Source organism: Caenispirillum salinarum (assembly GCF_044803115.1).
GTDB classification, from domain to species: Bacteria; Pseudomonadota; Alphaproteobacteria; order Rhodospirillales; family Rhodospirillaceae; genus Caenispirillum; species Caenispirillum salinarum_A.
This window is the reverse complement of sequence record NZ_CP085224.1, coordinates 4,686,390-4,712,548: the sequence shown is the minus strand read 5'-3', so window position 1 is coordinate 4,712,548 and position 26,159 is coordinate 4,686,390. Positions and strand designations below refer to the sequence as shown.

At 67.1% G+C, this 26,159-nt stretch carries 23 protein-coding genes, 1 tRNA gene and 1 riboswitch; of the genes, 3 read left to right on the top strand and 21 right to left on the bottom strand.

From position 1 onward, the window contains the following. The 10 genes from LG334_RS21835 to LG334_RS21790 all read right to left on the bottom strand — a co-directional run bounded on the left by LG334_RS21835 (nt 1) and on the right by LG334_RS21790 (nt 10,412). Entirely contained in the window at nt 1-2,109 is a 2,109-nt protein-coding gene (locus tag LG334_RS21835) for a hypothetical protein (protein ID WP_404381475.1), read from the bottom strand. 262 nt (nt 2,110-2,371) lie between these two features. After that, nucleotides 2,372-2,569 carry a helix-turn-helix domain-containing protein gene (locus LG334_RS21830; RefSeq protein WP_404381473.1) on the bottom strand — a complete coding sequence of 66 codons (198 nt, stop codon included), beginning with the start codon at nt 2,567-2,569 and terminating at the stop codon, nt 2,372-2,374. A gap of 84 nt (nt 2,570-2,653) precedes the next feature. Next, nucleotides 2,654-3,837, bottom strand: a protein-coding gene (locus tag LG334_RS21825; protein ID WP_404379525.1) for an IS3 family transposase whose coding sequence is annotated in 2 segments (ribosomal slippage) — nt 2,654-3,561 and nt 3,561-3,837 — 1,185 coding nt in all. Because the reading frame shifts where the segments join, the coding sequence is not laid out codon by codon here. Nucleotides 3,838-4,150: 313 nt separating this feature from the next. Then, nucleotides 4,151-4,747: a hypothetical protein gene (locus LG334_RS21820; RefSeq protein ID WP_404381471.1), complete on the bottom strand. Its 597-nt coding sequence runs from the start codon at nt 4,745-4,747 to the stop codon at nt 4,151-4,153. A 173-nt stretch (nt 4,748-4,920) separates the two neighbouring features. After that, a complete protein-coding gene (locus tag LG334_RS21815; protein ID WP_404381469.1) occupies nt 4,921-5,121 on the bottom strand; it encodes a hypothetical protein in 201 nt (66 codons plus the stop codon). Between the two features lie 39 nt (nt 5,122-5,160). Further along, nucleotides 5,161-5,727 carry a nucleotidyltransferase domain-containing protein gene (locus LG334_RS21810; RefSeq protein ID WP_404381467.1) on the bottom strand — a complete coding sequence of 189 codons (567 nt, stop codon included), beginning with the start codon at nt 5,725-5,727 and terminating at the stop codon, nt 5,161-5,163. 85 nt (nt 5,728-5,812) lie between these two features. After that, nucleotides 5,813-6,115, bottom strand: coding sequence for a hypothetical protein (locus LG334_RS21805; protein ID WP_404381465.1), 303 nt, complete (start codon nt 6,113-6,115; stop codon nt 5,813-5,815). A 518-nt stretch (nt 6,116-6,633) separates the two neighbouring features. Further along, nucleotides 6,634-7,611: a hypothetical protein gene (locus LG334_RS21800; protein ID WP_404381463.1), complete on the bottom strand. Its 978-nt coding sequence runs from the start codon at nt 7,609-7,611 to the stop codon at nt 6,634-6,636. A 681-nt stretch (nt 7,612-8,292) separates the two neighbouring features. Further along, nucleotides 8,293-8,745, bottom strand: a complete 453-nt coding sequence (locus tag LG334_RS21795) for a hypothetical protein (protein ID WP_404381461.1) — start codon at nt 8,743-8,745, stop codon at nt 8,293-8,295. A 557-nt stretch (nt 8,746-9,302) separates the two neighbouring features. After that, nucleotides 9,303-10,412: an IS256 family transposase gene (locus tag LG334_RS21790; RefSeq protein WP_404381459.1), complete on the bottom strand. Its 1,110-nt coding sequence runs from the start codon at nt 10,410-10,412 to the stop codon at nt 9,303-9,305. A 466-nt stretch (nt 10,413-10,878) separates the two neighbouring features. On the opposite strand from LG334_RS21790, the gene LG334_RS21785 reads away from it, so the two are divergent. Next, entirely contained in the window at nt 10,879-11,550 is a 672-nt protein-coding gene (locus tag LG334_RS21785) for a ParA family protein (protein WP_404381457.1), read from the top strand. Next, nucleotides 11,550-11,813, top strand: a complete 264-nt coding sequence (locus LG334_RS21780) for a hypothetical protein (RefSeq protein ID WP_404381455.1) — start codon at nt 11,550-11,552, stop codon at nt 11,811-11,813. Before LG334_RS21785 ends, LG334_RS21780 begins: the two co-directional genes overlap by 1 nt. 688 nt (nt 11,814-12,501) lie before the next feature. Here the strand turns inward: LG334_RS21780 and LG334_RS21775 are convergent. From LG334_RS21775 to LG334_RS21725, 11 genes are all read right to left on the bottom strand, one after another. After that, a complete protein-coding gene (locus tag LG334_RS21775; protein ID WP_404381453.1) occupies nt 12,502-12,771 on the bottom strand; it encodes a hypothetical protein in 270 nt (89 codons plus the stop codon). Between the two features lie 74 nt (nt 12,772-12,845). Further along, nucleotides 12,846-14,822, bottom strand: coding sequence for a tyrosine-type recombinase/integrase (locus LG334_RS21770; RefSeq protein WP_404381451.1), 1,977 nt, complete (start codon nt 14,820-14,822; stop codon nt 12,846-12,848). Nucleotides 14,823-14,951: 129 nt separating this feature from the next. After that, nucleotides 14,952-15,026, bottom strand: a tRNA-Gln gene (locus LG334_RS21765). An 85-nt stretch (nt 15,027-15,111) separates the two neighbouring features. Then, nucleotides 15,112-17,766: an EAL domain-containing protein gene (locus LG334_RS21760; protein ID WP_404381449.1), complete on the bottom strand. Its 2,655-nt coding sequence runs from the start codon at nt 17,764-17,766 to the stop codon at nt 15,112-15,114. Beyond that, nucleotides 17,763-18,680: a cytochrome-c peroxidase gene (locus tag LG334_RS21755; RefSeq protein ID WP_404381447.1), complete on the bottom strand. Its 918-nt coding sequence runs from the start codon at nt 18,678-18,680 to the stop codon at nt 17,763-17,765. The genes LG334_RS21760 and LG334_RS21755 overlap by 4 nt, the downstream gene beginning before the upstream one ends. Before the next feature lie 381 nt (nt 18,681-19,061). Continuing rightward, a complete protein-coding gene (gcvPB, locus tag LG334_RS21750; protein WP_404381445.1) occupies nt 19,062-20,630 on the bottom strand; it encodes an aminomethyl-transferring glycine dehydrogenase subunit GcvPB in 1,569 nt (522 codons plus the stop codon). Next, nucleotides 20,630-21,973 carry an aminomethyl-transferring glycine dehydrogenase subunit GcvPA gene (gcvPA, locus tag LG334_RS21745; RefSeq protein ID WP_404381443.1) on the bottom strand — a complete coding sequence of 448 codons (1,344 nt, stop codon included), beginning with the start codon at nt 21,971-21,973 and terminating at the stop codon, nt 20,630-20,632. The genes gcvPB and gcvPA overlap by 1 nt, the downstream gene beginning before the upstream one ends. A 258-nt stretch (nt 21,974-22,231) precedes the next feature. Continuing rightward, a complete protein-coding gene (gcvH, locus tag LG334_RS21740) occupies nt 22,232-22,606 on the bottom strand; it encodes a glycine cleavage system protein GcvH (RefSeq protein WP_404381441.1) in 375 nt (124 codons plus the stop codon). A gap of 5 nt (nt 22,607-22,611) precedes the next feature. Further along, complete coding sequence (gene gcvT, locus LG334_RS21735; RefSeq protein ID WP_404381439.1) at nt 22,612-23,730, bottom strand: glycine cleavage system aminomethyltransferase GcvT; 1,119 nt, start codon at nt 23,728-23,730, stop codon at nt 22,612-22,614. A 194-nt stretch (nt 23,731-23,924) separates the two neighbouring features. After that, a riboswitch (glycine riboswitch) is annotated at nt 23,925-24,027 on the bottom strand. Nucleotides 24,028-24,089: 62 nt separating this feature from the next. Beyond that, nucleotides 24,090-24,689 (bottom strand): hypothetical protein, encoded by a 600-nt coding sequence (locus LG334_RS21730; protein ID WP_404381437.1) that lies wholly within the window; start codon nt 24,687-24,689, stop codon nt 24,090-24,092. 78 nt (nt 24,690-24,767) lie between these two features. Continuing rightward, nucleotides 24,768-25,022 carry a CDGSH iron-sulfur domain-containing protein gene (locus tag LG334_RS21725; RefSeq protein ID WP_404381435.1) on the bottom strand — a complete coding sequence of 85 codons (255 nt, stop codon included), beginning with the start codon at nt 25,020-25,022 and terminating at the stop codon, nt 24,768-24,770. Nucleotides 25,023-25,183: 161 nt separating this feature from the next. On the opposite strand from LG334_RS21725, the gene ispH reads away from it, so the two are divergent. Further along, nucleotides 25,184-26,143, top strand: a complete 960-nt coding sequence (ispH, locus tag LG334_RS21720) for a 4-hydroxy-3-methylbut-2-enyl diphosphate reductase (RefSeq protein ID WP_404381433.1) — start codon at nt 25,184-25,186, stop codon at nt 26,141-26,143. Nucleotides 26,144-26,159: the final 16 nt, after the last annotated feature.

The following is a 26,159-nucleotide window of genomic DNA, read 5'->3' as shown; positions in this document are numbered from 1 at the left end:
CTATCTCCGGGATCGGCGGGAGGCCAGCCGTTCGGCCTCGGCCAGGATGTCGTGAATCTTGCGCTGCACCAGGATTTCGTTGATCTCGGCGTAGTAGCGCTCGGTGGTCTCCACGCGCTCGTGGGTCAGCATCTGGCGAACGAGGTCGATCTGAGTGGGGTCCTGGTCGAGGATGACCTTGCCAACGAGATGCCGCTCAGCGTGGATGTTGAGGCTGAAGCCTCCGTATTTCTGGTTGTGGGCCTGGAAATGCCTGTTCAGCATGCTCTCGTCGCGGTACGGCTTCACCGAGCCCGCCGACGGGAACAAGAAGGGGGATGCGGGATCGGCCCCGAGGTGACGGATAAAGGCGGGCCGCAGGTCGGCGATCCACCACCGCAGGACCTCCGTCGTCCGCGCGCACAGTTCGCGGTCGACGCTGGCACCCGTCTTCCGCGTCGTGAGCACGATGCGAGCCCGCCCGCGCCGGCCCGGCGGCATGATCAGCGTCCGGTCGTCGCCGGAAATTGTCTGAGGGCCGAGATCACCCCGCCGCAGCGGAACGTCGCGCAGGATCAGGTGGCAGAGCGCCGAGATGACCAGCACCCGCCCTTCCTGCTCCCGCCCTGGCCGGGCGAGCATTGTCCGGGCCGCCGCGATGAGCGTGTCCGGCATGCGGAACCACAACAACAGCGTCATCGGATTGCGGAACTGCGCCATCACGCGCACGTGCCGCGGGCCCATCCGTTTGCGGGCGAGGACGCGGCGTTCCTTGCCAGAGCGCGGGTCGCGCGTTACGCGGACGAGGTGCGGGTCCACCTTGTCCTGCAGGCGGGCCAGCGTCTCAAGGGTTGCCTCGTCCGCGCCGGCGTAGTGCGCCATCATTCGCAGGTTCATTGCTGCATTCTTGCGCGTGAGATTTTTCGGCGTATAGGTCCGGCTTTCCGCATCGGCCGCCCGCTTCTGTCGGTCGCCGATGCTGGTCAGGAGCGCCTTGCACACCTCGACGGAGGCCACATCGGCCATCGTTGTGACCTCGATCCCGGCCTCACGCGCCACGGCGACCGCCTGCAGCCAGACGGACCTGCGCGCCCGCAGGCTGCTGGCGGAAAGGCCGCCACCGACGCCGGACGGGCCTTCGATGTCGGCGAACTCGTCATCGTCGTCGACGACCAGGTCGGCAAGCGTGTCGCTTTCCTGCCGGCGGGTGGCGGCTTCGTAGTCGGTCCAGATCGCCTGGATGTGCGGCGGCAGGTCCTGGAACGCCGGCCAGGGGCGGGTTCGGTGATCGGCGGCGTAGAGGCGCGACAGCGTCTGAGGCGGCCACGCCGGCACGAGGCGTTGGAGCGTCTCCCAACCATAGACGGCCTTGCGGGCCACCTCGAAGGCATTCCTAACGCGCCGCTCTTCGAGGTGGTTCAGGAACGTCGTCACCACGACATCATCGACGGCATCCGGCGCGAGATCGCGATCGTGGCAGTACCGCACCAGGCGCCAGAGCGCGGTGCGGGCGCCTTTGGCCGCTGCGGTGCCATGGTCCTCCGCCGCGCCCATGAGGCGGCGCCACGGGCCGGTCAGGGTGGTCGCCTTCAGGTGCCTCGCGGACTCGATGTCGACCAATCGGACAGCCCGGCGGACCCGCGACTTGAGGTTCGCATAGGCTGTCGGCTGCAGGCCGAATTCGGCGGCGGTTTGGCGGTCGAAGAGGAGATCGATCTGGGGCAGGGAGGCGGGCAGAGCCTCCAGCGTCAGACCGAGCGCTTCGGCAAGACGCTTCACGGCGCCGATGACACGCCCCCGCTCCGCGCCCCACTGGGTCTGCGCCTCGACGCACACCAGCGCATCGGCGAGCGTGGCGTCTCCGCGCCGGATGCGGCGGGCGACATCGAGATCGAGGGTCGGCAGGCGGGCGAGGTGCCTAAGCGCGGACATCTCATCGCGTCCGCTGCGGCGGTCGACCGCACCGGCTTCGATCCGCTCCCCTAGGGCGGCGACCAGGTCGGCGACGTCTGCGGCGTCTCCTTCGGCGAGCCGCCGCAGGCCCCGCCGGGCGGCCATGTAGGTGCCGCGGGACGGGAAGACGCTGCGGTGCACCGTGGCGAGGATGTCGAGATCGTGGGGAGAGGGCATATTGCATTACCTCCGGTTCGTCGGGTTGCGTTCGCGTCCCCGACGCGACCCGACGAACCGGAACCTGTGTGAGGCTGGGAGGTAATACTGGCCGGACCCGTGTGGACGGGGAGAGACTGCCTGGGACAGGTGTGAAAACGGGTGCTCCGAGATAGATCCGATTGCGGACCACCCGTGCTTCACACGTGCCCCTAAGCCGTTGAGACTATTACTGCTGTGCGTGGACGGGCGATGACGGCGGTGCACAGAGCAGTGAACCGGCTTAGACACGGTCGCCGCCCGTCGGTCCGGAGCCAGTTTGCCGGTCTTGCAGGTAGGCCTCCAATGCCGCCGGACTGATCCTCAGCCGTCCGGCGACGCGGTGCGCTACAAGGGCGCCGCTCCAAACCGCGCGGTAGATCGTTTTCGTGCTGACCTGAAGTTCGTCGGCACAGCCCTTCACCGTCAGAAGTTTACGCATTGCCTGAAGTGGTCCCGGTTGTTCGGGCAGATCAGCGCGCTCTGTAAGCTCTGCTCCTGGGGCTTGGTTGGTGGGTAGTCGCGGTCAGGCGGCGAGGCCTGCCGGGCGGAGGGCGGAGCGGGAGCGTAGCCCGGAGCCCGGCAGGCCTCGCCAGTAAACCTCATCGGGGGTGGCATAGGCCAGGGCCTGGTGCGGGCGCCGCTCGTTGTAGGTTTGCACCCAGGCGCCGATGCCGGCCTTGGCCTCGCTGCCAGTGGTGTAGGCCTTCAGGTAGACCTCCTCGTACTTCAGGCTGCGCCACAGGCGCTCAATGAAGATGTTGTCCATGCAGCGGCCCTTGCCGTCCATGCTGATGCGCACGCCCGCCGCCTTCAGCGTCCCAGTGAAGGCGAGGCTGGTGAACTGGCTGCCCTGGTCGCTATTGAATATCTCGGGCGGGCCGTAGGTTTCCAGGGCCTGTTCCAGCGCCGCGACGCAGAAATCGGCGTCCATGGTGTTGGACAACCGCCACGACAGCACCTTGCGGCTGTGCCAGTCCATGATGGCGACCAGGTACAGGAAGCCGCGACGCATCGGAATGTATGTGATGTCGGCAGCCCACACCTGGTTCGGCCGGTCGATGACCAGCGTGCGCAGCAGGTAGGGATAGACCCGGTGCTCGGGGTGCGGCACCGTGGTCCGCGGCCGGCGATAGACGGCTTGAACGCCCATCAGCCGCATCAGGCGTCGCACCCGTTTGCGGCCGACGGACCAGCCCTCGCGGCGCAGGAGGGCGGCCATGCGACGGCTGCCCAAGTAGGGCATATCCAGGAAGTGGCGGTCGATGGCCGCCATCAGCATCCGGTCCTCGGTGTTCTTCGGCGTGTCGTCGTTCACCGGACGGTAGTACAGCGACGACCGGCTGATGCCGACCAGGCGGCATTGCCGTGTAAGGCTCAGCGTGGGGTGGGAAATGTCGATCATGGCTCGGCGCTCCACCCGCTTCAGCGCTTGAGCCTGACGGCCAAAAAATCATTTTCGACCTTCAACTGGCCGATCTGCTTGTACAGCTCATCGACCAGCGCCTCCTTGTCCTTGTCGGCCTTCGATGGGCCCTTCTCGAATGCCGTGGCCGCTTGGTCCCGCAGCGTACGTTTCCAGGCGTTGATCATCGTCGGGTGGACGTCGTACTTCGCGCTCAGCTCGGCCACCGTCTTCTCGCCGGACAGCGCCTCCATCGCCACCTTCGCCTTGAAGGAGGCGCTGTGGTTGCGACGATTCTTGCTCATGCGGTCTTCTCCTGTCTCGCCCCAGGAGCAAAACCCAGAGCTTACCGACCTGTCCAGATTCTTGGGGCCACCTCAGCCCTCTCCTCCCGCTGATCTGCAGGAGGAGATAGACTTCCTCGGCGTAATGTCCGGCGCAGCGGATCGTTGCGACTCTGATCAGGAGGTGCTGGGCATCATGATCAGGATCGGCAGTGCTGGTAGGGGCCTCGCCGGGACCTTGACGTGGCGGACCCTCGGATACTGCACGGAGGGACGGCGACGCTCGTTGCCTGAACAACCCCAGCAACTTGCGCCGCCATATCGGTCGGCTTAATCATGATTTCTCGAAAGCAGGAAGCGCCTTTGGGTCCGCTTTCAGCGAATGAAGAAGAACCCTGCGCACGGGGACGGGCACTGGCAGCCCCAGGATGAATGCCATTTGAGCGAGACTCGATGCGCTGGCGCGGTGCAGGACCCCCGCGACAGCCATGGCAACAAAGCCTTCTGCGGCGGGGCAGCGCTTCTCGCGCCAATTGGAAACGGCCGTGTCGATGAGATGGGTCGCCGCAGCGGTGTGGCTTTCGAGGATGTCCTCATCTTCGATATCCGCATCAGGGTGGACGTGAAGCAGCCTGCGCGCATTCCTACGGATCTCGGGGTCGACGGTACCATTGTACATCAGAAGCAGGTGGCACCCCGAGCGCGGCCAGTCGGCAATGCCTGCGTAGGCAATCTGCAGGAGTTCGTCGTGGACACTGTTGTCTTGGAAGTACGTATCTTCATCACAGGTGTTGTTCATGCGGTCGAGAAGGTTCTCTGCCCAGGTGCGGCCGACGATCACGCGCAGGGCGTTGACATCGAGATTATCCATTGGCTGAGCGACCATGGTCGGAGCATCGGTGGTGGCGGCGGTGCGGGTGCAGTCGGACATAAGGCGGTGTCTCCGTTGACGAGCGGATCAGCCACCGTGGCTGATCTTGTCGTGACGGGGCAGATAGACCGCTGCAACGTCCGGAGAGGAGAGAACGGGAATTTTTTTGGACGGTTTAGAATTCGCCTCTTTTCGTGGTGCGTGAACCAGGACCTTGGAGTGACCGCCGAACATCAAGCGTCGAGACCGAGGCCGTCGCGCAGGTGGGCAGCGACGAGGCGTCGCACCCGGGCTGCACTATCTGCGTTGCGTCGACCCGTGTCGGGCAGCACGGCCGCAAGCATTGCCTCGTCCTGGGCGAGACGGCGCAGGGCTTCGGCCAGACGGTCGACCGAGGCGGCGGCGGTGATGTAAGGCGTGGCGTCGAGCATCATGAGCATCTTTCTTGAGGTGCAGCGCGCGTGGGATAGGCCCTACCGTTTGGGGGCTGGGTAACCTTCTACACACACAGCATGTGCAACAAAGCGCAGCTCAATAACGGACGCTCGGGTACCCCGCCCGTTGCCGGCGCCTGCAAGCCGGTGCCAAGCGCCGGACCAAGGGGAGCAGAGGAAGGTTTGTCTTCGCCGCAGCACCGGCAGGTCTATTCTTCGGCAACATTGGAGTGGCCGCCCTTCCGTGCGGCAGGCGTACGTGACGGAGCCCGGGTGCAGGTCGACGAGCGGCCAGGAAAAGGCGCGACAGGAAACGGTTATGACGGTGAGATCGGCGGCCATGCGGGCCGCCATCTTTACGGCGGCAACTTGTAGTCGCGCGTCGACCGCTTCCAGGTCGGCCTCGTCGGGAACGACGGCCATCACATCCCAGTCGCTGTCAGGCCGGTGATCGCCGCGCGCTCGCGAGCCGAACAGCCAAAAGTCGACGTCGATGCCCGCTGCCGCTCGGAGCGCATGAGCGAGGCGCGTCGTCTCCACGCTGGCGAGAACGCGATCCAAAGCCTCGGCGGCCTCTTGTTCGGTGCGCTTCAACTCTTCTGTCATCTCTGAAAGTATCCGGTACAACGGGTCGGACGGGGGCAACCGGGCCAGGATGAATTACATCACTGCGGTTGGTTATGGACGGACCCTAATCATCCGGCGTGCCGGGTCGATCTGAACCGGCGGGTTCGAGACGGCGTGGGCAATCCGTACCGGGAGTATCGAACACGTCGTCCCAGAGCAGCTCTTTCGCATGGACCAGTCGGCCATCCTTCGTGATGCCGACACCCAACCCGCGGCGGCGACGCTCGGCGAAGAACGCCTCTGCCTCCAGCGTCGGGTTTGACATCTTCGCGCCGAACGCTTCGAGCCAGATCGCGAACTCATCCTGCGTCAGGTCGTCGGGCGACAGGCGACCGGCGAGTGCGGCTCGAATGCGATCAGTGTGCATAGCGACCTCCATGCGCAGCCCCTGAAAAGAGAATACCCCGACGTAGTTGACCGGGGTAGAAGGGGAATGTGACGCAGCAGCATTGAAAAGATGTAACTTTCCCGTATTTCAAATACGCGAAAGTTACTTTTAGTGGCTACAGCACATCATGGGTCGGCGCCCAGGGGTGAGCCGTCCACGCCCGTGTCCCGAGAGCTGCCATGCAGACAATTCACACGGCGTCGTAGTGAAAAGCATCACGCTGCTTGAACGTGCATCCTGGGTGATGCCGCTCGTGATCCGGCGGCTAACCAAGATGGTTAGAGGTCGCCCATCGAAGGAGACTATGGCCGTGCGTACCGAAGCAGAAAATTCCGCTCCATGGTCCTGGGGACGACGGATCCGGCGCGCTCGCCGCACGATCCCCGTTTGCTCCCTCCCTCTCTGACACGGCCAAGAAAGTGCTCTTGGAAAGCAACGGCGACGTCGCCGTTACTTATTTGAAGGAAGTTCTGCGCCGCCAAAAGGCGTGGTCTTCATTATGCCGGTGGCGCCAACGCGGCTCCTTCGTGGCGCCCTTCCGGTGCCACCCCCCTCAATGGCGTGGAGCCGGGAGAGAGTGGACGCGTGAACACGTACTTGTGCTGCTCCCGCTTGCCGATGCGCCCTTGTTTTCCTTCCTCGACGTACCAGTCCTCCAACCCGCCGGCGGCCTTCATCGCCTCGAAGGCACGCTTGGTGCTTCTGCGAAACGTTTGCCATTCCCGCCACCCCGTACGGCGCAGATCCAGCCCGACGTAGCTCGCGATGGTGCTTTCATGCAGGAAGAAGAACTTCTTGTGCCCGTCGATCACAGGCCACAGGCTCTTGGCGTAATCACTGCGGAGTCTGAAGAAGACATCTGCGTCGACGCTGACAAGGTTCCCCTCCTTGAAGTCGCGCGCGGCATCCGGCCCGAAGTGGACCCTGATTTCATCGTTCGGCGTAAGCCCGGTGCAGCGGGCCGAGGTGATGAGAGGCGCTGAGAAGTCTGCATTCTTGTCCGTCTCATAACCCCAGAGTTGCGCCTGATATTGAGTCCACGAGCCCCGCCAGACGGAGATCTGCGCGGTGTCGAGATCGCGCAGTGCGTTGAAATACGTGTCGATGTTGTTCGGATGTGCTCCTTTGTTCATACTTTTCAGTAGGTCCCGCCACGTGACGGACACAACCGCGATCATGCTCCTTCCAGCGAGATCAATGATGTTCACGTGATGGCGGAGGAGCGCCGTCAGCAGCATGCGGTGCTGGATTCCGAGTTCCGGCCCGGTCACTTTCACGACATTGACATTCGGGATCTCGTAGAGCCGCGTGGAGCCTGCCGTACGATTGAGGTTCCGGCTTCGGGGAGCGAACGCGCTTGTGCGTGCGAGGGCAGGCAGCAGACATGCGGGCATCGTCCGACCGCGGTAGCCCGGGTGTCGCTTGAGCGCGCGTTCCAGCCGGTCCTGTTCGACGAAGTCGGGGTCCGTCATCATCGATGTCTCCTTCGTAGTGTTGGGGACACCGGCAGATAGCCTCACCGAAAGCGATGATGTGCCGAATGTGCGGATGCCCTACCCACGCATGGACGATGTCTCAGCCGATCAATGGCTTACAGGGCGCCGTCCGCCGGAACGCGGCCGTAACCGGTCCTCCGAGCGGAATTCGGAACGCGGATTCCTCCGGCATGACGCAACTCGGAAGCCGCGGCATCCTTGCGTCCGCGACTTCCGGCGGCTGGTGTGGAGAAGCGAGCGGGAAACCGGGCGGTGGCGAAGCTCATGCGATCGGTTTCCCAGAGTCTCCACGGCTTTCTTGGACCCGGTCTCACCTGAAGTCTGCTGTCGGCTTTGGGATCAGACGGAAAGCAAAGCGTGGAAAGCAATCGTGGCTGGATGTGATTCCTCGGGCTCCGGCGCGGTCTACAGCCGGGTGGCGTGGTTCTCGCCTGGACGGCGCGGTTTGGCCTCATGTGCCCCCAAATTCCTGGCGTAGCGCCCTCACAGAGACAGGTAGAGTCAGTTAAGGACCCCCAAGGACATCCGAGTCGCGGCGGTGCCGCGAATGGCTTGCGCTGGATCTTGCGGCGGGGGGGGGGGCCCCCGCGCCCGCCACCCCCTTTCGGTTCGTGCTACATCCAAACCCTATACGACCTGGTTCTCAGGCAGTTGATCCCCTCACAGCGCCCTTGCCGTGGGCGCCGGAGAGGTTGCAGCATCAATTCCAATCAGCAGGAGCGGTCCGAAGACGCCGCCGTCGACGATGACAGCCTTGGCGTCCCACCGCTCAAGCTGGATCTGCCGACGCCACGGCCACGACGCCACCCCGACGGGATCGACGGGAAAGTCGTCGGGAGTCCGTGCTTCGCCCTCGTCGGGAAGAAGGAGATGCCAGCCTTTGGGCGCGCGCGTGCCCCGGCGGCCATCGTTCGTCAGACGGACGATGTGGAAGAGCGCTTCGTTCACCCGGGGCGGAACGGGAACAGCTCGGGGCGATGCTGTGATCGTGTAGTACGTCCGCTGCGCAGCGATCTCGAGATCTAGTTCGTTCAGGGGGCGCCATGCCAGATGTCGTCGCTCATAGATCGGAAGGTCGACGATGCGGACGGGTGCTATCGTTTCTGCGGTCATGCGCTTCTCCTGACATGGAATGATGAGCGGCCGCGTCGAAACCGCCGCCGCACGGTGAGCGGGCGGCGGTTTCGACGCGGTCGCGCGGATGTTCCCTTCGGTCGAGGTTTCGGGCGGGTGCCGCGCGGGCACGGGCAAACGGGTCGACGCCCTGGCATGCCGTACGCTTGGCGAAACCGAAATGGGCGGGGCCGCATGATGACGACCCCGCCCGCAACGGGAGAGAGCAACGTAGGAGCTGACCTCTCTCCCAAACCATACCGCTGCGCTAAAGGATCCGGGAAGAGGGGGAATCCGGCGCACCTTCAGTTTCTTCAGTTCCAATCGCCCAACGTGCCGGGCCTCCACGGCACGGTCGAACAGGCTTCGTCGATTCATTCCCGATTTTTCCACCCGCAGCGCAGCCGAAGTCTATGTCCGAGGGGGCAGGCGCTTCCGCGCCCCGAGCCAGAGCCGGAGTGCCCGGCTCGACAACATGGAGATTCGATGTGACTGCCCCCCACCCGACACGCGAACGATTGAGCAACCTGATGGATGGAAATTCGGTCTGAGGTCCCTCAGTCATTCCGGTTTTCCATGTTGATGTAGACGCGGTCGGTGGTGGCCCAGTCCTCGTCTATTTCGGCGAGGACGGCGGTGACGAGGCGCAGCAGCGACGCCTCGTTGGGGAAGACGCGGACCTTCTTGGTCCGGCGCTTGATCTCCTGCTGGACGGCCCGTTCGATCGGGTTCGACGTCCGCATGCGGCGGCGGTGCCCCTTCGGCAGCGTGAAGACGGCGAGCCCCTCCGGGACATTCATCTCCAGCCACTCCGCGAGCTTCGGCGCGGTCTTGCGGTAGGTCTCGACCAGGGCCGCCAGTTCCGCCTCGGCGGCCTTCAGATCCTTGGCATTCCAGACGGCGCGCAGCTCCTCGCCGATGCGCTTGCGAATGGCGAGCGTCGGGGCGTGGTGGATGGCGTTCTGGGCCAGGTGGAACTGGCAGCGTTGCCATGTCGCCCCGGACAGCACGGCGCGACGAGCGGCGCGCAGGCCGGCATGGTCGTCGCTGACGATGAACTCGACGCCGCGCATGCCGCGGTCCACGAGGTCGTTCAGAAAGTCCCGCCAGTGAACCTCGGCCTCGGACAGGACCGCCGACACGCCCAGAAGGCGCCGCCGGCCGTCGGGTGCGACCCCGATGGCCGACAGGATGGCGGCGTCGCGGACGATGCCGCCGTCGCGCACCTTCTCGTAGCGGGCATCCAGGATCAGGTATTTCACCGGGTCGAGCCGCCGCGTGCGCCACGCCTCCAGTTCGTCGTCCAGCATGGCGGCGGCGCGGCTGACCTGGGTCGAGGACAGGCTCTCCAGCCCGAACTCCTTCATCACCTTGGCGGCATCGCGGGTGGAGACGCCCTGGACGTACATTTCGGCGATCGCCAGCATGATGGCGCGCGAGGAGCGGCGCCCGCGCTCCAGGGACTGCGGAAAGAACGGCTCGTCGCAGCCCCGGCTCTTGGGCACGGCCACGGTGACGGTGCCGGCGGGCGTGTCTACTTTCTTCGGCTTGTAGCCATTGGCGTAGCCCCGGCGCCCGTCCGTGCGCTCGTAGGGGCTGGCGCCGAGGTGCTGGTCGCGCTCCATCCGCATGGCGAGATTGAAGAGCGCGGTGAACGCCTCGGCCATGCCCTTGGCCCGGTCTGGATGAGCTGTTCCATCAGCGCGGCGATGACCTTACCCTGGGTGTCCTGCATTCCGGTTCCTCTTTTTGGCGATTGAGAAAACCGGAATGGAGGGTAGCCCATCCGTGGGGCTCGCCCCACGGATGGGCACGCAAGTGCGCCCCCTCGAACAAAATTTCCAGACGTCAGGTTACACAGCCCACGCGAACAGGAAGGCCGCTTACGACGTCCCCGCCGCCCGAGGTCGGTACTCGGACCGGACAGATGATGAGCCCTCGTGGGACGATGTTTTTGAAACCGTCCGCCGCATTCTTGCGGAGGCGGAATGCGAAGATACGGAAGGTTCGGAACTCCCTCAGCGCCGGTCGACCGAGGATGCTTTCCGCGATGAACGTCATTCCGGGACCACCGAGCTATCTCCCCAGACGCGGCGTCATGATGGGGCCGGACTGGAACCAGGGAGGAGCCAAGTGAGCAGAGTGATCTCGGTCGTGTCGTCCAAGGGCGGCGCGTGCAAGACGACAACAGCGGTATGTCTGGCCGCCGAGGCCGCGCGCCGCGGTCAGCGGGTGGTGGTCATCGACGCGGATGGTCCGCAGCATCATGCGACGGAATGGCTGCGGGGTGGGGTTAATCTCCGCGCGATCGACGTCGTCATCGGCCCGTCGAGCCTGCCCGCGGCGGTGCAGTCGGGGATCGAGCGGTACGACACAGTGATCATCGACATCATGGGCGCGGACACGGCGACGCTTTCGCTCGCCGTCGCGAACGCCGACCTCGTCATCATCCCGGCCACGAACTCGCCGCTCGATGTGGACGGCGTGGAGCGCACGGTGGCGCGGCTGCGTCAGGTGGAGGCCGAATTAGCTGCCAAGGGCATCGCCGGGCCCATCGTGCATCGGGTGCTCCTGAGTCGCACGGAGCCGGAGACCACGCTCTATCGCTTGATCAAGACGCGCCTCACGGAAAACGCGCTGCCGCTGTTCGACGCCGAGATCCGGCGGCGTGTGGTCTACCAGGAGGCAGCCTTCGTCGGCTCGGCCCCACCCTACATGGCCGATGCGCGTGCCGCCGCCGAATGCGCCGCCCTGTACGACGAGGCGGTGGCCGTGTTGACGACCGTTGCGGCGGAGGTGGCGTGATGGGAAAGGCGAAGATGCTCGCCGAAGGGGCGCGGCGGCGCGCGATCGTGCACGAAGCCGATGTCGCTGGAACGATGGCCGAGCAGATCCAGGACCGACCGGCGCCCGCAAATGCGGATCGAATGAAGTTCAACCTCCGCCTTCCGCCTCGGTATTTCACGCTGCTCGACACGGCGCGGGCGCGGCGGGCCGGACGACCGTCGCGGAACACCATGGTGGCCGAAGCCATCGAGGATTTTCTGCGAAAGGAGGGACTGCTGTAGCTGCCCCGGTCTACAGGCGCCATGGGAACGTCCCGCTTCCGAGCCGCGAGAAGAGACACGATGCAGGGTCAGAAAGGGCGGCCTTGGCCGCGTCGGCATCTCGGGCGCGCGTTCTGCTGGCACCGGTGTTCTTCACGGCGTGTCGCCGGGACACGGAACGCTCGCCTCTTGTGAATCGCGCAAGGGCTTGGCGTGGTGGCTGAGGCCGAACGGAAGGGAACAATACAGGGGGAGGGCGCGGCCTGTTTTCGTCAAGGGCCGCCGCCGTGCGGCCTGCGCGCGGAATGGCGTGGCGCGGAGTGCCATCCGCGCCCCTTCACCTGTCCGCTGTCGTGACTTCACGCGATGTCGGATTGCAGCCGGACGTCACCGAGGGTGGACCGTGCCAGGGGCGAAACCCGCCTCTGCGACCGCCTCGAGACGCCGACATTGACGTGATGTTCGCCGTCCGGCCCGGCTCGATCTGCGCGTTTAGGGAATGAGCTGTCGTCTGGAGCTCCGGGCGCCGCGACGGCAGCGCAATGTGCGCGCCTGAGACCGGCCGACGCCTGAGGCGCCCGCCAAGGCCGGCCGACCCTGCTCCATATGGCGCATGAGCGACAGTCTCAGTCCTCAAGCGGCCGTTCGAAGGCGCTAACCTCCCCTGAAGCCGCACTGCGCCGTCATAGGGGCGTGGTCGCGGGGCCGGTCAGTCGCCGGAATGACCGCCGCCGTTCGTTCCCCTCTCTTCCTCGGCTTCCTCTTCCAGTTCGGCCCTCAGCCGCTCCATGTCCCTGGTCGAGTCACAGAAGACGAACGGATCTTCGGCAAGCATCAGGTCGGCCGCCACCCGCCGCGCATCGGTCTCTCCCCGACGGAACGCGTCCCGGGCGAACGCTCCATCCTCCGGCGTGGCACCGTCGGTCCTGCGGGCGTACGCCAGAACGGTTTCGACGAAACGGTCTTCTTCAGCCGACATCGTATTCCTTCATCTCTCGTTTGTGCCGGAGGCCGCCCCCGATCTGCGTGCGGAAACCGAGCGGCCGGCGCGCATCAGGCGGCGGCAAGGTCTTGTTCCGCAAGCAGGGTCCGGAGCGCCTTCCGTCCCACTTGGTCGATACCGTGCTTCAAGGCCGTCAGTTCAAAGCCCTTGAAGTACCGGTCTCCTGTTTCACCGGCGATCTTATGTCCGGCGATGCGCTCTGTCATGTGTTTCGAGACGCCGTCGGCCTGCATCATGTCGGTGATGAACGAGTGCCGCAGGCCGTGAAAGACGTACTCAGGGCCCACGAACTTCTTCTTGTAGTTGTCGAAGCGCTTGCGCAGTTTCTCGCCGGCGAGGCTCGGCCCCTTTTCGTGAAGCTCAGGGAACAGCGCCTTGCACTTCTTTCGGCGGCGCTCGGCGACGTAGTCGAGGAAGCCGAGGTCGATCAGGACCTTCGGCACCGGTATCCGGCGGTGCGCATTGTTGTTCTTGAGCCGCCGGCCGTGGTCGCTCGCGAGGTCGACGACATCGATACCCTCGATGGTTCGCACGTCAGCGGTGAAAAGCTGCGCCGCCTCCTGCTCACGCAATCCCATGCACCGCGCGAGCAGAGGCGCCCAGAATAGGCCGTCGCGCGCCACCAGCGTGCCCGGCAGAGACCTGCGCTCGAGGCTCTTGGCCCCACTGTACACGGGCGACCGGAAGAGGGCCTCCTGGGCGTCGGGCGACCACTCGAGGCGCTGTTCGCTCGCGCGCTCGATGTTCTTCTTGTCGTATCCCTTGCCGGCGAACGGATTCTCGGTCTTGAGCCCGGCGTCCTTGAACATCCTGCCGAGCGACGCGATGTGCTTGCTGATCGTGATCTTGCTCATCAGCTTGAGATCGCCCTTTTCGACGAGCATTTTGCGCTTTCGCGGCGGGAGGGCACGGATCTCGGCGACCACCTCGCACAGCGGACGGTCCCGCAGGGCGGGATTCCGGTCGTGGTTGCGCGGCGTCATGTTCAGCTTCGCGATGAACTCGTCGACGCTCGCCTCGTCGATCTCGGCCAGCGAAACGTCACCCTGCAGGGCGACCCAGAGGTCGACGGCGTTGCGGACGCTGTCACGCGTGCTTTCCGGCCACTTTCCCTGCTCCTCGAAGAGGCGCCGTTCCAGGTCGTCGGCGGTTTCCTCGACCGTCTGCGCCAGTATTCCCATTCGCCTTTCCTCGGCTTCCCTGGTGCGCACCTCCGCCAGCTTTTGTGCCGCCTCGAGGCGGGTGGTGGGGGTCGCCTGTCCGGACGGCTTCGGGGACGGCTCCGCGGACGCGGGCGGCGCCGCAGGCGTGGCAGGGGGCTCTGCGGGTGACGGCGCGGCGGCGGGAGAGGCTTCGGGCGTCGCCGGGGTCGGGGCCGGATAGACGGGAGGACTTGCCGCGGGCATCGAGGCCGGCATCGGCGCCGGGGGCATGGCGGCGGGACGCGCGGCGTGCCCGGAAAGATCGTCATCGTAGATGCCGATCTCGCGGTCGGCGTTCATGCGGGCCGCGACCACGTTGTAGCGCATCATGCGGCGCGCCAGCATCAGCCCCTCCTCGCTGTCCCGCCGGAACACGAAACCGAGCGCGTTGGCGGCCGCTTCCAGGGGTTCGAAGGCGGGATCGACCTCGTTGCAGGCCAGGGCGCGCTGGTGGGCCTCGGCCTGCGCCAGCCATTGCTCTCGCGCGGTGTAGGCATCGTCCAAGGTCCGCGGACCCCCGAGCACGCGCCGCCGTTCGGCATCCGCGAGGATCCCGTCGAGGGCGCTGCGGAGCAGGGCTTCCGCCATCGAGCCTATCTGCGTCACCTGCATCTCGTCGAGTTCGTGCAGTTCGTCCAGGGCGGCGAACAGGACGTCGGTCACGGCGTTGAAAACGCGGGCGACGTCCCTGGCCTGCTGACGCACATAGAACCGGGTCGAGCGGCGAAGCGAAAAAGTTGAAAAAAATTTCTGCAGGCGCGTCGGGATGGCGCGGCGCCAGTACCAGACGCCACCGCGGCGGTAGATGCAGTCGGGCGCGGACATGCCGGTCCTCCTTCCGTCCGAGGGGGAACGGAGCGGCCACGACGATGGCACACGTGGAGTCACACCTGCCGAACCGGCTCCGGAGGCGTCCTCGCAAGTCACTGATTTTTCAGGGAATTTTCGGAAGGATGGCTGGGGCGGTAGGATTCGAACCTACGGTACACGGTACCAAAAACCGTTGCCTTACCACTTGGCTACGCCCCAGCAGCGCGGTGCTTGCCGCGACAGGACGGGCAACCTAGCCGAAGACGCGGACGATCGCAACCCTGCTCTCGCAGCAAGGCCCGCCTCAGGCCAGGGCCGTCGCGTCCCGCCTGGACCCGCCTGATCCAACGCCCAGAGACGCCTCCGGGTCCCAGCCGTCGGCGTGGTGGCGCAGGAAGGCGCCGGCTTCGTCCGCCGGCAGGGGGCGGCTGATCAGGTAGCCTTGCACCAGATCGCAGCCGCCGGCGGCCAGGTGGTCCAGGTGGTCGGCCGTTTCCACGCCCTCGGCCACCACCTGCAGGCCCAGGGAGCGGGCCAGCGAGATGATGGCGGCGACGATGGATCGGTCCTCGGCGTCCGTGGTCAGGTCACGCACGAAGCCCTGGTCGATTTTCAGCGCATCCAGCGGGAACCGCTTCAGATAGCTGAGCGACGAATAGCCCGTGCCGAAATCGTCCACGGAAATGCTCAGGCCCATGGCCTTGAGGCGGCGCAGGGTCTCGATGGCCTCCTCGGCTTCCGACATCACCATGCTCTCGGTGATCTCCAGTTCCAGGTTGGCCGGCGGCAGGCCGCTCTCGGTCAGGGCGGCGGCGACGTCGGACAGAAGGGCGCGCTCGTGGAACTGGCGCGCCGACAGGTTGACGGCCACCGTCAGGTCGGGGCGCCCCGCCGCCCGGCATTCCTGGGCGAAGGCGCAGGCCTCGCGCAGAATCCAGCGCCCCAGCGGCACGATGAGGCCCGTCTGTTCGGCCACCGGAATGAACTCCGCCGGCGAAACCAGCGGCTTGCCCGGCGGCGCCCAGCGCACCAGCGCCTCCACGCCCACGATCCGGCCGGTGCGCGTGCAGATTTTGGGCTGGTAGACCAGCAGGAACTCGTCACGCTTGAGCGCCCGGCGCAGGTTGGCCTCCATGGTCAGGCGGCGGAACACGCCGGCCTCCATGTCCTGCGTGTAGAACTGGAAGTTGTTGCGCCCTGCCTCTTTGGCGCGGTTGAGCGCCACGTCGGCATTCTTGAAGAGCGTCTCGGCGTCGTGACCGTCGCCGGGATGCACCGCGACGCCCACCGAGGCAGTGGTGAACAGTTCATGCCCCTGGAGGTCCAGCGGCTGCGCCAGCGTCTGGAACACCTGCCGCAGCACGTTGACGCACTCGCCTACATCGGTCAGGCCGCGCAGCACCAGCGCGTATTCGTCGCCGCCCAAGCGGCCAATGGTGTGCGCCTCCACGTCCACCACGTCCGCCAGGCGGGCGCCCACCTCTTTCAGCAGGGCGTCGCCGACGGTGTGGCCCAGGCTGTCGTTGATGGTTCGGAAGTTGTCCAGGTCCAGCAGCGCCAGCGCCACTTTCTCGTCGCCGCCGCGGAGCTGACAGGCGAGCCCCAGGCGGTTCTTGACCATGGCGCGGTTGGCCAGCCCCGTGAGCGGGTCGTGGTAGGTGCGGAAGTGCAGTTCCTCGGCGCTGGCCTTGGCATCGGTGATGTCATGGAAGACGGCGACGAAATTCCGGGGGCGCCCTTCCCAGTCGGGGATGGCGGTGACCGTCATCATCAGCGCGTAGTCGCGTCCGTCGGGACGGGTGTTCCAGACCTCCCCCTGCCACTGGCCGGTCTCGCGGGCGATGCGGGCGATGGAGGGGAAGTCGGTGTCGGCCCGGCTGTCGCGGGTCAGTTGGCCCCAGTGCAGCCCCAGGGCGGCGCCCGGCTCGACGCCCGTGATGGCGGTGAACGCCGGATTGACCGAAACCACCAGCCCCGCGGCATCACACACCAGGACGCCTTCTACGGCGTTCTCGAACACCTTTTCCGTGACCTTGAGCTGATCTTCCGCCCGGGCGCGGCTGACCATCTCCTGCCGCAGTTCGACGATGGCCCGCTTGAGCGCCTGCGCCTTGACCCGCAGCCGCGCCATGATGACCGCCAGGTAGGCGACCAGAAGGACCGCCGTGCCGAACAGCAGTGCCCGGAACAGCCCGGCGCGGCTGGTTTCCGACGCGAAGGCGGCGGCCGTCACCGTGTCGATTTCGCGGGCGGTCCGCGACACCGGCGTCGCGGTGGCGGCTTCCAGGTGCTGGTCGAGCGTCGCCTGGGCATGGGCGATCAGGTCCAGGTGCGCCGTCAGCCGCTCGACCGCCTGCCGCAGGAGCTGACTTCCGTCGGCGGTGGCCGCCCGCAACTGGTCCGTCGCCACGGCCGATGCATCGGCCAGGCTGGTGCCGCCGGGACGGGTGTCGTGCAGCACGGCGCGCAAAAGCGTGCCGGCGGCGCGCTCCGCCTCCAGCCGGCGCTGCGCCGGCAGCGCGCCGTCGTCCAGTTCGGTCAGCACGTCCTGCACGGCCTTGGGAAAGAAGGCGGTGGAACTGTGCAGCACCGCGTTGTCGGACTTGAACAGCTCCAGGTGTGCGGCCTTTTCGGCGACGTGCGCATCCAGGTCGGCAATGGCTGTCTGTGCTCTGAGGCGCGGCCCGGCAGGCAGGTCGAGGGCCAGGCTGCCTAGAACCTCAGCATGGGCGCGCAGGTCGTGCATGTGCTCCACCAGCGGGTCGACGTGCGGCAGGTGGCCGTAGCGCGCCAGAACCAGGTCGCGGTTGAGCATGGCGTCGCGCTGCGTCAGGGCCTGAACCTCGCCCGCCACCTGACGCGGCAGCGCGTGGTCGACACGGCTCTGCATGAAGAAGAATGTCAGCGCCGCCACCAGCAGCGCGCCGATGATCTGCGCGGCCAGCCGTTCCCGGGTCATGAGGGCGCCTCTCCCGGTGGCAGGGCCAGTGGCGGCACGGGCGCGGTCATGCTTTCAAGGAAGGCGACGATGTCCGCCACCTCGCGCTCCGTCAGGCTGCGGCCGACCTGGTAGTAGGCCATCACGCGAACGGCGCCCGACAGCGTCGCCACCGATCCGTCGTGCAGATAGGGCGCCGTCTGCGCCACGTTGCGCAGGGTGGGGACCTTGAAGCTGTGGCGGTCGGCCTCGCGCCCCGTCACGGCATAGCGGCCAAGATCGGCCCGCGGGTTGGTGCCGTGGCGGGGGAAGAACGGCTTGAACAGCCCGATCGGCTGGAACATGGTGCCGCCCGCCGCACGGCCCTGGTGGCAGCCGGCGCATCCGTAGGTCTTGAACAGGGCGTAGCCGCGCTTCTGGCTGTGGGTCAGCGCGTCGGACTCCCCGGCCAGCCAGCGGTCGAAAGGGGCGTCGGGTGTGGTCAGGACCCGCACGTAGGCGGCCAGGGCGCGCTTTATGCGCCCCTTGCTGACGCCGTCGGGGAAGGCGGCCGTCATGTCTGCGTCGGCGGACAGGCGGTCGATCACCGCCGACCATTCTCCGCCCAGTTCGGCCGGAACGGCGTCGGCCACCGCGTCCTCCAGCGTGGATTGGTCGCCGCGCCAGCCGAAGCGGGCAGCGAAGCCTGCGTTGAACAGGGTCGGTGTGTTGAACAGGCGCGGCACGCCGTCCGCTCCCGCGGCGACCGACCGGCCGTCGCTGCCGCCCAGGCGCGGGTCGTGGCAGGTCGCGCACGAGGCGGTTTCGTCGGCCGACAGGCGTGTGTCGAAGAACAGCGTCCGGCCCAGGGCCACCAGCCCGGGGTCCGCCGGCGCCGCGGCCGGAACGGCAACCAGCGGTTCACCGCCGGTTGCGGGAAGGCTGGACGGCGCCATATCCGCCAGCGCCGGACCGGCCGCTCCGACTGCGTAGAGGGCGGCCGCGAGGAAGACGCTGCGGCCGCGCGCGCGGCGACCCCGTGTCCCCCTCCGCGCGGCCCTGCCCGGCGTCTTGCGCGCCGCTGCCCGGTCCCCCGCGATCATGCCCCGTTTGCCCCAGTTGGTTGCTGTGTTTTCTTAACGGCAATGGTGCCGGGGAACGCGACGCATAGCAATGAAAAAGGCCTAGTCGTTACATCATAAGGCGATATGACAGGCGCGGAACGCAACCAGGGTGTAACCTTTCTGGAATGGTGGGTGGCGAGGCAGAAAAAAAGGGCCGCGGGAGGATTCTCCCGCGGCCCCTGCAAGTCCGGCCCGAAAAACCCGCTGCGGGAGTCAGGCGTCCACCGTCTCCTCCGGCGCGGTCCAGCGCAGAACCGGCTTGCGGGCGGCGCGGGTTTCGTCCAGGCGGCGGCGCGGCGTCAGGTGCGGGGCGGCGGCGAAGTACTCCTTCGCCTGACCTCCCTTGGCTTTCTCGGCCAGCGCGCGCACGGCGGTGATGAAGACGTCCAGCGTCTGGCGGCTTTCGGTTTCCGTCGGCTCCATCAGCAGCGCCCCGTGTACGACCAGCGGGAAGTACATGGTCATGGGGTGGAAGCCCTCGTCGATGAGCGCCTTGGAGAAATCGAGCGTCGAGACTCCGGTGTCCTTCAGGAAGCGGTCGTCGAACAGGGCCTCGTGCATGGTCGGCCCCTCGAAGGACGGCGTGAGGACGTCCGACAGCTTCGCCATCAGGTAGTTGGCGTTGAGCACCGCGTCGTCGCTGGCCTGCCGCAGACCGTCGCCGCCCATGCTCATCATGTAGGACAGCGCGCGGACGAACACGCCGAACTGGCCGTGGTAGCCCTTCATGCGGCCGAAGGGCTTCATGCCGGCGGCGCTGCAGGCGGGATCGGCCTCGTGCTCCACCAGATGCCAACCTTCGCCCTGCTTGACGACGAAGGGCAGCGGAGCGAAGGGCGCCAGCGCATCGGACAGCACCGTCGGGCCGGAGCCCGGACCGCCGCCGCCGTGGGGGGTGGAGAACGTCTTGTGCAGGTTGATGTGCATGGCGTCGACGCCCAGGTCGGCGATCTTCACCCGCCCCATGATGGCGTTGTAGTTGGCGCCGTCCATGTAGACCAGCGCCCCGGCGTCGTGACAGGCGGCGCTGATCTCCACCATGTCGCGCTCGAACAGGCCGCAGGTGTTGGGATTGGTGATCATGAAGGCCGCGACGTCCGGCCCCAGGGCTTCCTTCAGGGCGTCCACGTCCACCCGGCCGGCGTCATTGGCGGGGATGGAGCGCACCTTGTAGCCGACGGCCGCCGCCGTGGCCGGGTTGGTGCCGTGCGCGCTTTCGGGCACCAGCACCACCGAGCGCGCATCGCCGCGGGCTTCCAGGGCCGCGCGGATCGCCAGCATGCCGCACAGCTCGCCATGGGCGCCTGCGGCGGGGCTCATGGCGACGGCGGGCATCCCGGTCATGCGCTTGAGCCAGTCGGCCAGCGTGTCGATCAGTTCCAGCGCGCCCTGCACGGTCTTGGTCGGCTGGAAGGGATGGACGTCGGAGAAACCGGGCAGGCGGGCGAGCTTTTCGTTCAGGCGCGGGTTGTGCTTCATGGTGCACGAGCCGAGCGGGAAGAAGCCGGTGTCGATGCCGTAGTTCTTCTGCGACAGGCGCGTGTAGTGGCGCACCACCTCCGGCTCCGACAGGCCGGGCAGGCCGACGCGGCTTTTGCGCTTGAGCCCGCCCAGGCGATCGCCGCCGGCGGTTTCCGGCGCGGGGGGCAGGTCAACGGCGGACTTGCCGGGGCTGTCCATCTCGAAGATGAGCGGTTCCTCGACCTGGAGGCCCTTGTTGCCGGTGACGGTCGGGCTGTTGGCGCCCTGCATGGCGTCCATGGGGTTCATGCCTTCGGGCATCACAGCACCTCCTTCAGCGCGGCGACATAGGCGTCGATGGCGGCCTCGTCGTTCAGTTCGGTGGCGGCGACCATCATCACCTCCGCCAGTTCCTCGTATTCCGGCCAGAAGCGCGCCGCCGGCACGCCCGACAGGATGCCCTTGTCGGCCAGCGCGTCGACGACCTCGGTCGCGTCCTTGGGCAGGCGCACGGCGAACTCGTTGAAGAAGGCCGAGGGGATCACCTTCACGCCCTTCACCTGCTCCAGCTTTTCGGCCAGGCGCACGGCGGTGGCATGGTTGACCTCGGCCAGCCCCGTGAAGCCGGCCTCGCCCAGCAGGGTCATGTGCACCGTGAAGGCCAGCGCGATGAGGCCGGAGTTGGTGCAGATGTTGGACGTCGCCTTTTCGCGGCGGATGTGCTGCTCGCGGGTCGAGAGCGTGAGGACGAAGCCGCGCCGGCCGTCCTCGTCCACCGTCTCGCCGCACAGCCGGCCGGGCATCTGGCGCATGAACTTTTCGCGCGTGGCGAACAGGCCGACGCCGGGGCCGCCGAAGTTGGTGGGCGTCGCCAGGCTCTGCCCTTCCGCCACCACGATGTCGGCGCCCATGTCGCCCGGCGGGGTGACGAGGCCCAGCGACAGGGGCTCGGCAACCGCCACCACCAGCAGGGCGCCGACCTCGTGGCAGGCCTCCGCGAGCGTGGTCAGATCCTTCAGATGGCCGAAGAAGTCGGGGTTCTGGACGACGACGCAGGCGGTGCGGCTGTCCACGCGGCCGATCAGGTCCTCCACCGCCAGCGGGTTGGGGCCGAGCGCCTCAACTTGCGCCGAGGTGTGCTTGAGGAAGGTTTCCGTCGTCGCCGTGTAGTGCGGATGCAACCCGCCCGACAGCAGGACCTTGTCGCGCTTGGTGACGCGGATCGCCATGGCGCAGGCTTCCGCGCAGGCCGTCGCGCCATCGTACATGGAGGCGTTGGCGACCGGCAGGCCGGTCATCATGGAGACCTGCGTCTGGAACTCGTACAGGTATTGCAGGGTGCCCTGCGCGATTTCCGGCTGGTAGGGCGTGTAGGCCGTCAGGAATTCGCCGCGCTGGATGATGTAGTCCAGGCTGGCCGGCACGTGGTGACGATAGGCGCCGCAGCCCAGGAAGCTGGCGGCGTCCTGGCCGGTGACGTTCTTGCGCGCCATGGCCGAGAGGGTGCGCTCCACCGCCATTTCGCTGGCGTGGTCGGGCAGGTCCGTCGGCTCCCCGCCGCGGGCCGAGTCCGGCACGTCGCGGAACAGGTCGTCGACGCTGGCGACGCCGATGGCGCCGAGCATCGCCTTCCGGTCATCGTCGGTGAGGGGAAGGTATCGCATGAGGGTCTCAAGTCCTTCGCGTTGTGCCGGACGTGCGTGTGCGTAAGAGGCTGGCTGTGGTGCAGCGAGGCCACAAAGACACAAAGAACACCAAGAGACCGGGATAACGCGGATCAGCGCCCTTCGCGGTGCGCCAGGCCTTAAGGCGGCTTCGCCGCAATCATCATCCGTAACCCGTTGATGCACGACGGCTCAGCCGGCACATCCTCTTGGTGTACTTAGTGTCTTGGTGGCTATCTCCGCACCACGCTCAACGCTTTACAAAGACGCCACGAAGTCGTCGTAGGCGGCCTGGTCCATCAGGTCGCTGGTGTCGGGGTCGCCATCCAGCTTCAACTGGTAGAACCAGCCCTCGTTCTCCGGCGAGGTGTTGACCGTGCCGGGGGCGTCGGGCAGGTCGCGGTTGAAGGCGACAACCTCGCCCGCGACCGGGCTGTAGACCTCGCTTGCGGCCTTCACCGATTCCACAACGGCGGCTTCCTCGCCCTTGGCCAACGAGCGGCCGACTTCCGGCAGTTCCACGAAGACCACGTCGCCCAGCTGCTCCTGCGCGTAGTGGGAGATGCCGACGGTGGCGGTGTTGTCGTCCTCGACGCGGACCCACTCGTGATCCTTGGTAAACCACATGGTCATGAAGCCTATCCCCTATGGTAGTTCTGCTTGACGAAGGGCAGCGCCGCGACGTCCGCCGGCATGGCCTTGCCCCGCACGATGAGCTGGAGCGGCGTGCCGGGCTCGGCCAGTGCCGTCTCCACGTATCCCATGGCGACCGGCCCGTTGACCGAGGGTCCGAAGCCGCCCGAGGTGATCTCGCCGACCGTCCGGCCGGCCGTGTCCTGGATTTCGGTGTGCGCCCGCGCCGGCGCCCGGCCGGCGGGCCTGATGCCCACCCGCTTACGCGCCGGACCCTCCTCGCGCTGCTTGAGGATGACGTCCGCGCCCGGAAAACCGCCCTCCTCGCGCCGGCGCTTGGAGATGGCCCAGGTCAGCGCGGCCTCCACCGGCGTCGTGGTGGTGTCGATGTCCGAGCCGTAGAGGCACAACCCCGCCTCCAGCCGCAGCGAATCGCGGGCACCGAGGCCGATGGGCTCCACGTCCGCCTGTTCCAGCAGGTGGCGCGCCAGGTGCTCGGCCTGGTCGGCGGGCACGGAAATCTCGAAGCCGTCCTCGCCGGTGTAGCCCGACCGCGTGACGAAGCAGGGCACGCCGTTCACCTCCAGCGGCCCGGCGGTCATGAACGTCATGGCGGTCGACGGCGGGGCCAGATGCTCCATCACCTTGGCCGCCGCCGGCCCCTGCAGGGCGATGAGCGCGCGGTCGTCCAGGATCTCCAGTTCACAGCCGCGCGGCTCCAGGTGGGCCTTCAGGCGGGCAAAGTCGGCGTCCTTCACGGCGGCGTTGACCACCAGGTAAAGGTGATCGCCGGCGTTTGAGACCATCAGGTCATCAAGGATGCCGCCCTCGTCGTTGGTGAACAGGGTGTAGCGCTGGCGGCCGGTCTTGAGCCCCTGGATGTCGCCGGTGACCAGCCCTTCCAGCGCTTCCGCCCGGTTCTCGCCGTGGATGCGGCACTGGCCCATGTGGCTGACGTCGAACAGCCCGGCCGCTTGCCGCGTGTGCAGGTGTTCCTTCAGCACGCCCATGGGGTACTGCACGGGCATGGCATAGCCGGCAAACGGCACCATCTTGGCGCCCAGTTCGCGGTGCAGGGCGTCAAGCGGCGTAAATTTGAGCGGTTCGGCGTTGGGTTCCGACATGCGGCCTCCGACAGACAGGGCATCGGCCGCGGCGGGATGGGCCGCGACAGTGATGCCCCCCTCTGTCCCGAGACCTGAAAGATTCACCGGGCGCGGACCTGCTTATCGCGGGGCCGGGCCGGGCTTACTTCGTCGGTGAGGATCGGGCGTCACCTTGAGGAGCAACGCACGACCCCGCTTTCCAGAGCATCCCCCTGACCCGCGCGGTCCCTGGTGCCTGAGAGTTTCCGGGGGCGGTTGCTCCTTCGGCGCCGGCCTTCCCCTGACGGAGCGGCCGGTCTCTCCCGCGCGGCGGATCGGGATGGGCGTAGTTTAGAGGATCGGCCGGATACGTCAACGGCGGCGGTTGTGCGGTGCTGTCAGCGCGCCCCCGCCGCCGCGCGCTCGCGGTTGCGCTGGAGTTGTTCCGGCGTCAGTTGCAGGCCGATGTAGATGTCCTCGTCCGCCAGGCTCTCACCCGGATCGCGGGGGAGGGTCAGGGTGATGGGGTCGTCGCGCACCGCCATCACCGGCGTCACCGGATCGGCGAACGCGAACCGCAGGGGGAAAACCTGCTTGCCCGCCGGGTTCGGATAATAGCTCGGGATCGCCACGAAGTACGAGAACGTGCCCGGCGCCGTGCCCTCGGGTGCGGCCGGACCGCGCTCCACAAGGAACTGCGGCACGATCTGCACGATGACCTCGTCGTCCTCGTACTCGCAGGCGCCGCCGTAGCCCTGGATCTCGATGGCGTAGGTCATGTCGGTGATGTCGCGGCCCTGGCCGGCGTACTGGACCAACTGTGCCGTGTCGCGGTCTATGCGCACGGTCGGGCACGGCGGCGGCGGTTCGTCGTCCAGGTCCAGCCCCAGGGAAGAGCAGGCCCCCAGTGCCGCCACGCCTCCCAACACGAGCGCCAGACGGCCGAAGCGGCGGGCAGGGGCGGAGTCGGCGGCGCGGGCAATGACGGAAAAGGGCATGGCGGGGTCCCGAACAGGCGTGGCAGGGTCTCAGGCGCTGGGGTGCGGATCCGCCGGAACACCGCCCGTCGCGCGCATCTACAGCCGGGCATGGCTGCCGTCGCACCAGGGCGGCGTGGTGGTCCGCTTGCAGCCACAGAGATACTTGGTCCCCGCCTCCTCGGCAACCTCCACCACGGGTTTCAGGCCGGTGCCCTTGTGCGACCCGTCGCAGAAGGCGCCGTTCTTCGTCCGGCCGCAGGCGCACCAGAACAGTTTCTGGCCGGCTTCGACCTCCACGGCGAAGGGCTCGGGCTGGGTGACGAGGGGCTCGGCGGCGGGGTCCTGGGGCATGGGCATGGTCCTGTGTGTGAGGTCGGGTGCGGTTTCCCTTTCCGGGCCGCCGGGCGATCTGGTATTGCATGGGGCGGCCGTCCTCCTCACCTGAGGGCGCCCCGCGCCGACCTCAAGACGCCGCCGCATCTCCGCCGGATTCCAGCCGGATACTCTGCTTCATGACTGAAACGCTGAAGTTCCTGCCCCCGCTGACCCTCGTGCTTGCCGGACCGCGCGGCTTCTGCGCCGGCGTCGACCGCGCGATCCAGATCGTGGAGCGGGCGCTGGCGAAATACGGCGCCCCCGTCTACGTGCGGCACGAGATCGTCCACAACCGGTTCGTCGTCGACGGCCTGCGGGACAAGGGCGCGGTGTTCGTGGAGGAACTGGACCAGGTGCCCGATGATGCGCCGGTCATCTTCTCCGCCCACGGCGTGCCCAAGCGCGTGCCGGACGAGGCCGGGCGCCGGGGGCTGGAGTTCCTGGACGCCACCTGCCCGCTGGTCAGCAAGGTCCACACCCAGGCGGAGCGTCATCACGCGGCCGGTCGCCAGATCATCCTCATCGGCCACGCCAACCACCCCGAGGTCATCGGCACCATGGGCCAGGTGCCCGAGGGCCGCATGATCCTGGTGGAGACGCGCGAGCAGGTGGAGTCGCTGGCCGTCGAGGACCCGGAGAACCTGGCCTTCGTCACCCAGACCACCCTGTCGGTTGAGGAAACCGCCGGCATCGTGGAGGCCCTGCGCGAACGCTTCCCCGCCATCCAGGGGCCGCGCAAGGAAGACATCTGCTACGCCACCACCAACCGCCAGGCGGCGGTGCGGAAGATGGCGGCGGGCGTGGATGCGCTTTTGGTGCTCGGGGCGCCCAACTCCAGCAACTCCCGCCGGCTGGTGGAGACCGCGAAGGACGCCGGCTGCGACCGCGCGGTTCTGGTGCAGCGCGCCGCCGACATCGACTGGTCCACCCTGACCGGCGTCAAGCGCCTGGGCATCACCGCCGGGGCCAGCGCGCCGGAAGTGCTGGTGGAAGAGGTGGTCGACGCCGCCCGCCAGCGCTACACGGTGACGGTGGAGGACGCGACCATCGCCGAGGAAACCATCACCTTCAAGCTGCCCCGCGCGCTGAGTGCGTGACGATCGGCGCCCGGCG

Bases quoted from the DNA above. Each gene is read 5' to 3' on its own strand.
- LG334_RS21770 (WP_404381451.1), bottom strand. From the start codon at position 14,822: ATGTCCGCGCCCGACTGCATCTACCGCCGCGGTGGCGTCTGGTACTGG.
- LG334_RS21755 (WP_404381447.1), bottom strand. From the start codon at position 18,680: ATGGCGCCGTCCAGCCTTCCCGCAACCGGCGGTGAACCGCTGGTTGCC.
- LG334_RS21800 (WP_404381463.1), bottom strand. From the start codon at position 7,611: ATGATGACGGACCCCGACTTCGTCGAACAGGACCGGCTGGAACGCGCG.
- LG334_RS21780 (WP_404381455.1), top strand. From the start codon at position 11,550: ATGGGAAAGGCGAAGATGCTCGCCGAAGGGGCGCGGCGGCGCGCGATC.
- LG334_RS21725 (WP_404381435.1), bottom strand. From the start codon at position 25,022: ATGCCCCAGGACCCCGCCGCCGAGCCCCTCGTCACCCAGCCCGAGCCC.
- LG334_RS21760 (WP_404381449.1), bottom strand. From the start codon at position 17,766: ATGACCCGGGAACGGCTGGCCGCGCAGATCATCGGCGCGCTGCTGGTG.
- LG334_RS21830 (WP_404381473.1), bottom strand. From the start codon at position 2,569: ATGCGTAAACTTCTGACGGTGAAGGGCTGTGCCGACGAACTTCAGGTC.
- LG334_RS21820 (WP_404381471.1), bottom strand. From the start codon at position 4,747: ATGTCCGACTGCACCCGCACCGCCGCCACCACCGATGCTCCGACCATG.
- LG334_RS21805 (WP_404381465.1), bottom strand. From the start codon at position 6,115: ATGCACACTGATCGCATTCGAGCCGCACTCGCCGGTCGCCTGTCGCCC.
- gcvT (WP_404381439.1), bottom strand. From the start codon at position 23,730: ATGTCGGAACCCAACGCCGAACCGCTCAAATTTACGCCGCTTGACGCC.
- gcvPA (WP_404381443.1), bottom strand. From the start codon at position 21,973: ATGCGATACCTTCCCCTCACCGACGATGACCGGAAGGCGATGCTCGGC.
- LG334_RS21835 (WP_404381475.1), bottom strand. From the start codon at position 2,109: ATGCCCTCTCCCCACGATCTCGACATCCTCGCCACGGTGCACCGCAGC.
- LG334_RS21730 (WP_404381437.1), bottom strand. From the start codon at position 24,689: ATGCCCTTTTCCGTCATTGCCCGCGCCGCCGACTCCGCCCCTGCCCGC.
- gcvH (WP_404381441.1), bottom strand. From the start codon at position 22,606: ATGACCATGTGGTTTACCAAGGATCACGAGTGGGTCCGCGTCGAGGAC.
- LG334_RS21810 (WP_404381467.1), bottom strand. From the start codon at position 5,727: ATGACAGAAGAGTTGAAGCGCACCGAACAAGAGGCCGCCGAGGCTTTG.
- LG334_RS21775 (WP_404381453.1), bottom strand. From the start codon at position 12,771: ATGTCGGCTGAAGAAGACCGTTTCGTCGAAACCGTTCTGGCGTACGCC.
- ispH (WP_404381433.1), top strand. From the start codon at position 25,184: ATGACTGAAACGCTGAAGTTCCTGCCCCCGCTGACCCTCGTGCTTGCC.
- gcvPB (WP_404381445.1), bottom strand. From the start codon at position 20,630: ATGCCCGAAGGCATGAACCCCATGGACGCCATGCAGGGCGCCAACAGC.
- LG334_RS21795 (WP_404381461.1), bottom strand. From the start codon at position 8,745: ATGACCGCAGAAACGATAGCACCCGTCCGCATCGTCGACCTTCCGATC.
- LG334_RS21815 (WP_404381469.1), bottom strand. From the start codon at position 5,121: ATGATGCTCGACGCCACGCCTTACATCACCGCCGCCGCCTCGGTCGAC.
- LG334_RS21790 (WP_404381459.1), bottom strand. From the start codon at position 10,412: ATGGCCGAGGCGTTCACCGCGCTCTTCAATCTCGCCATGCGGATGGAG.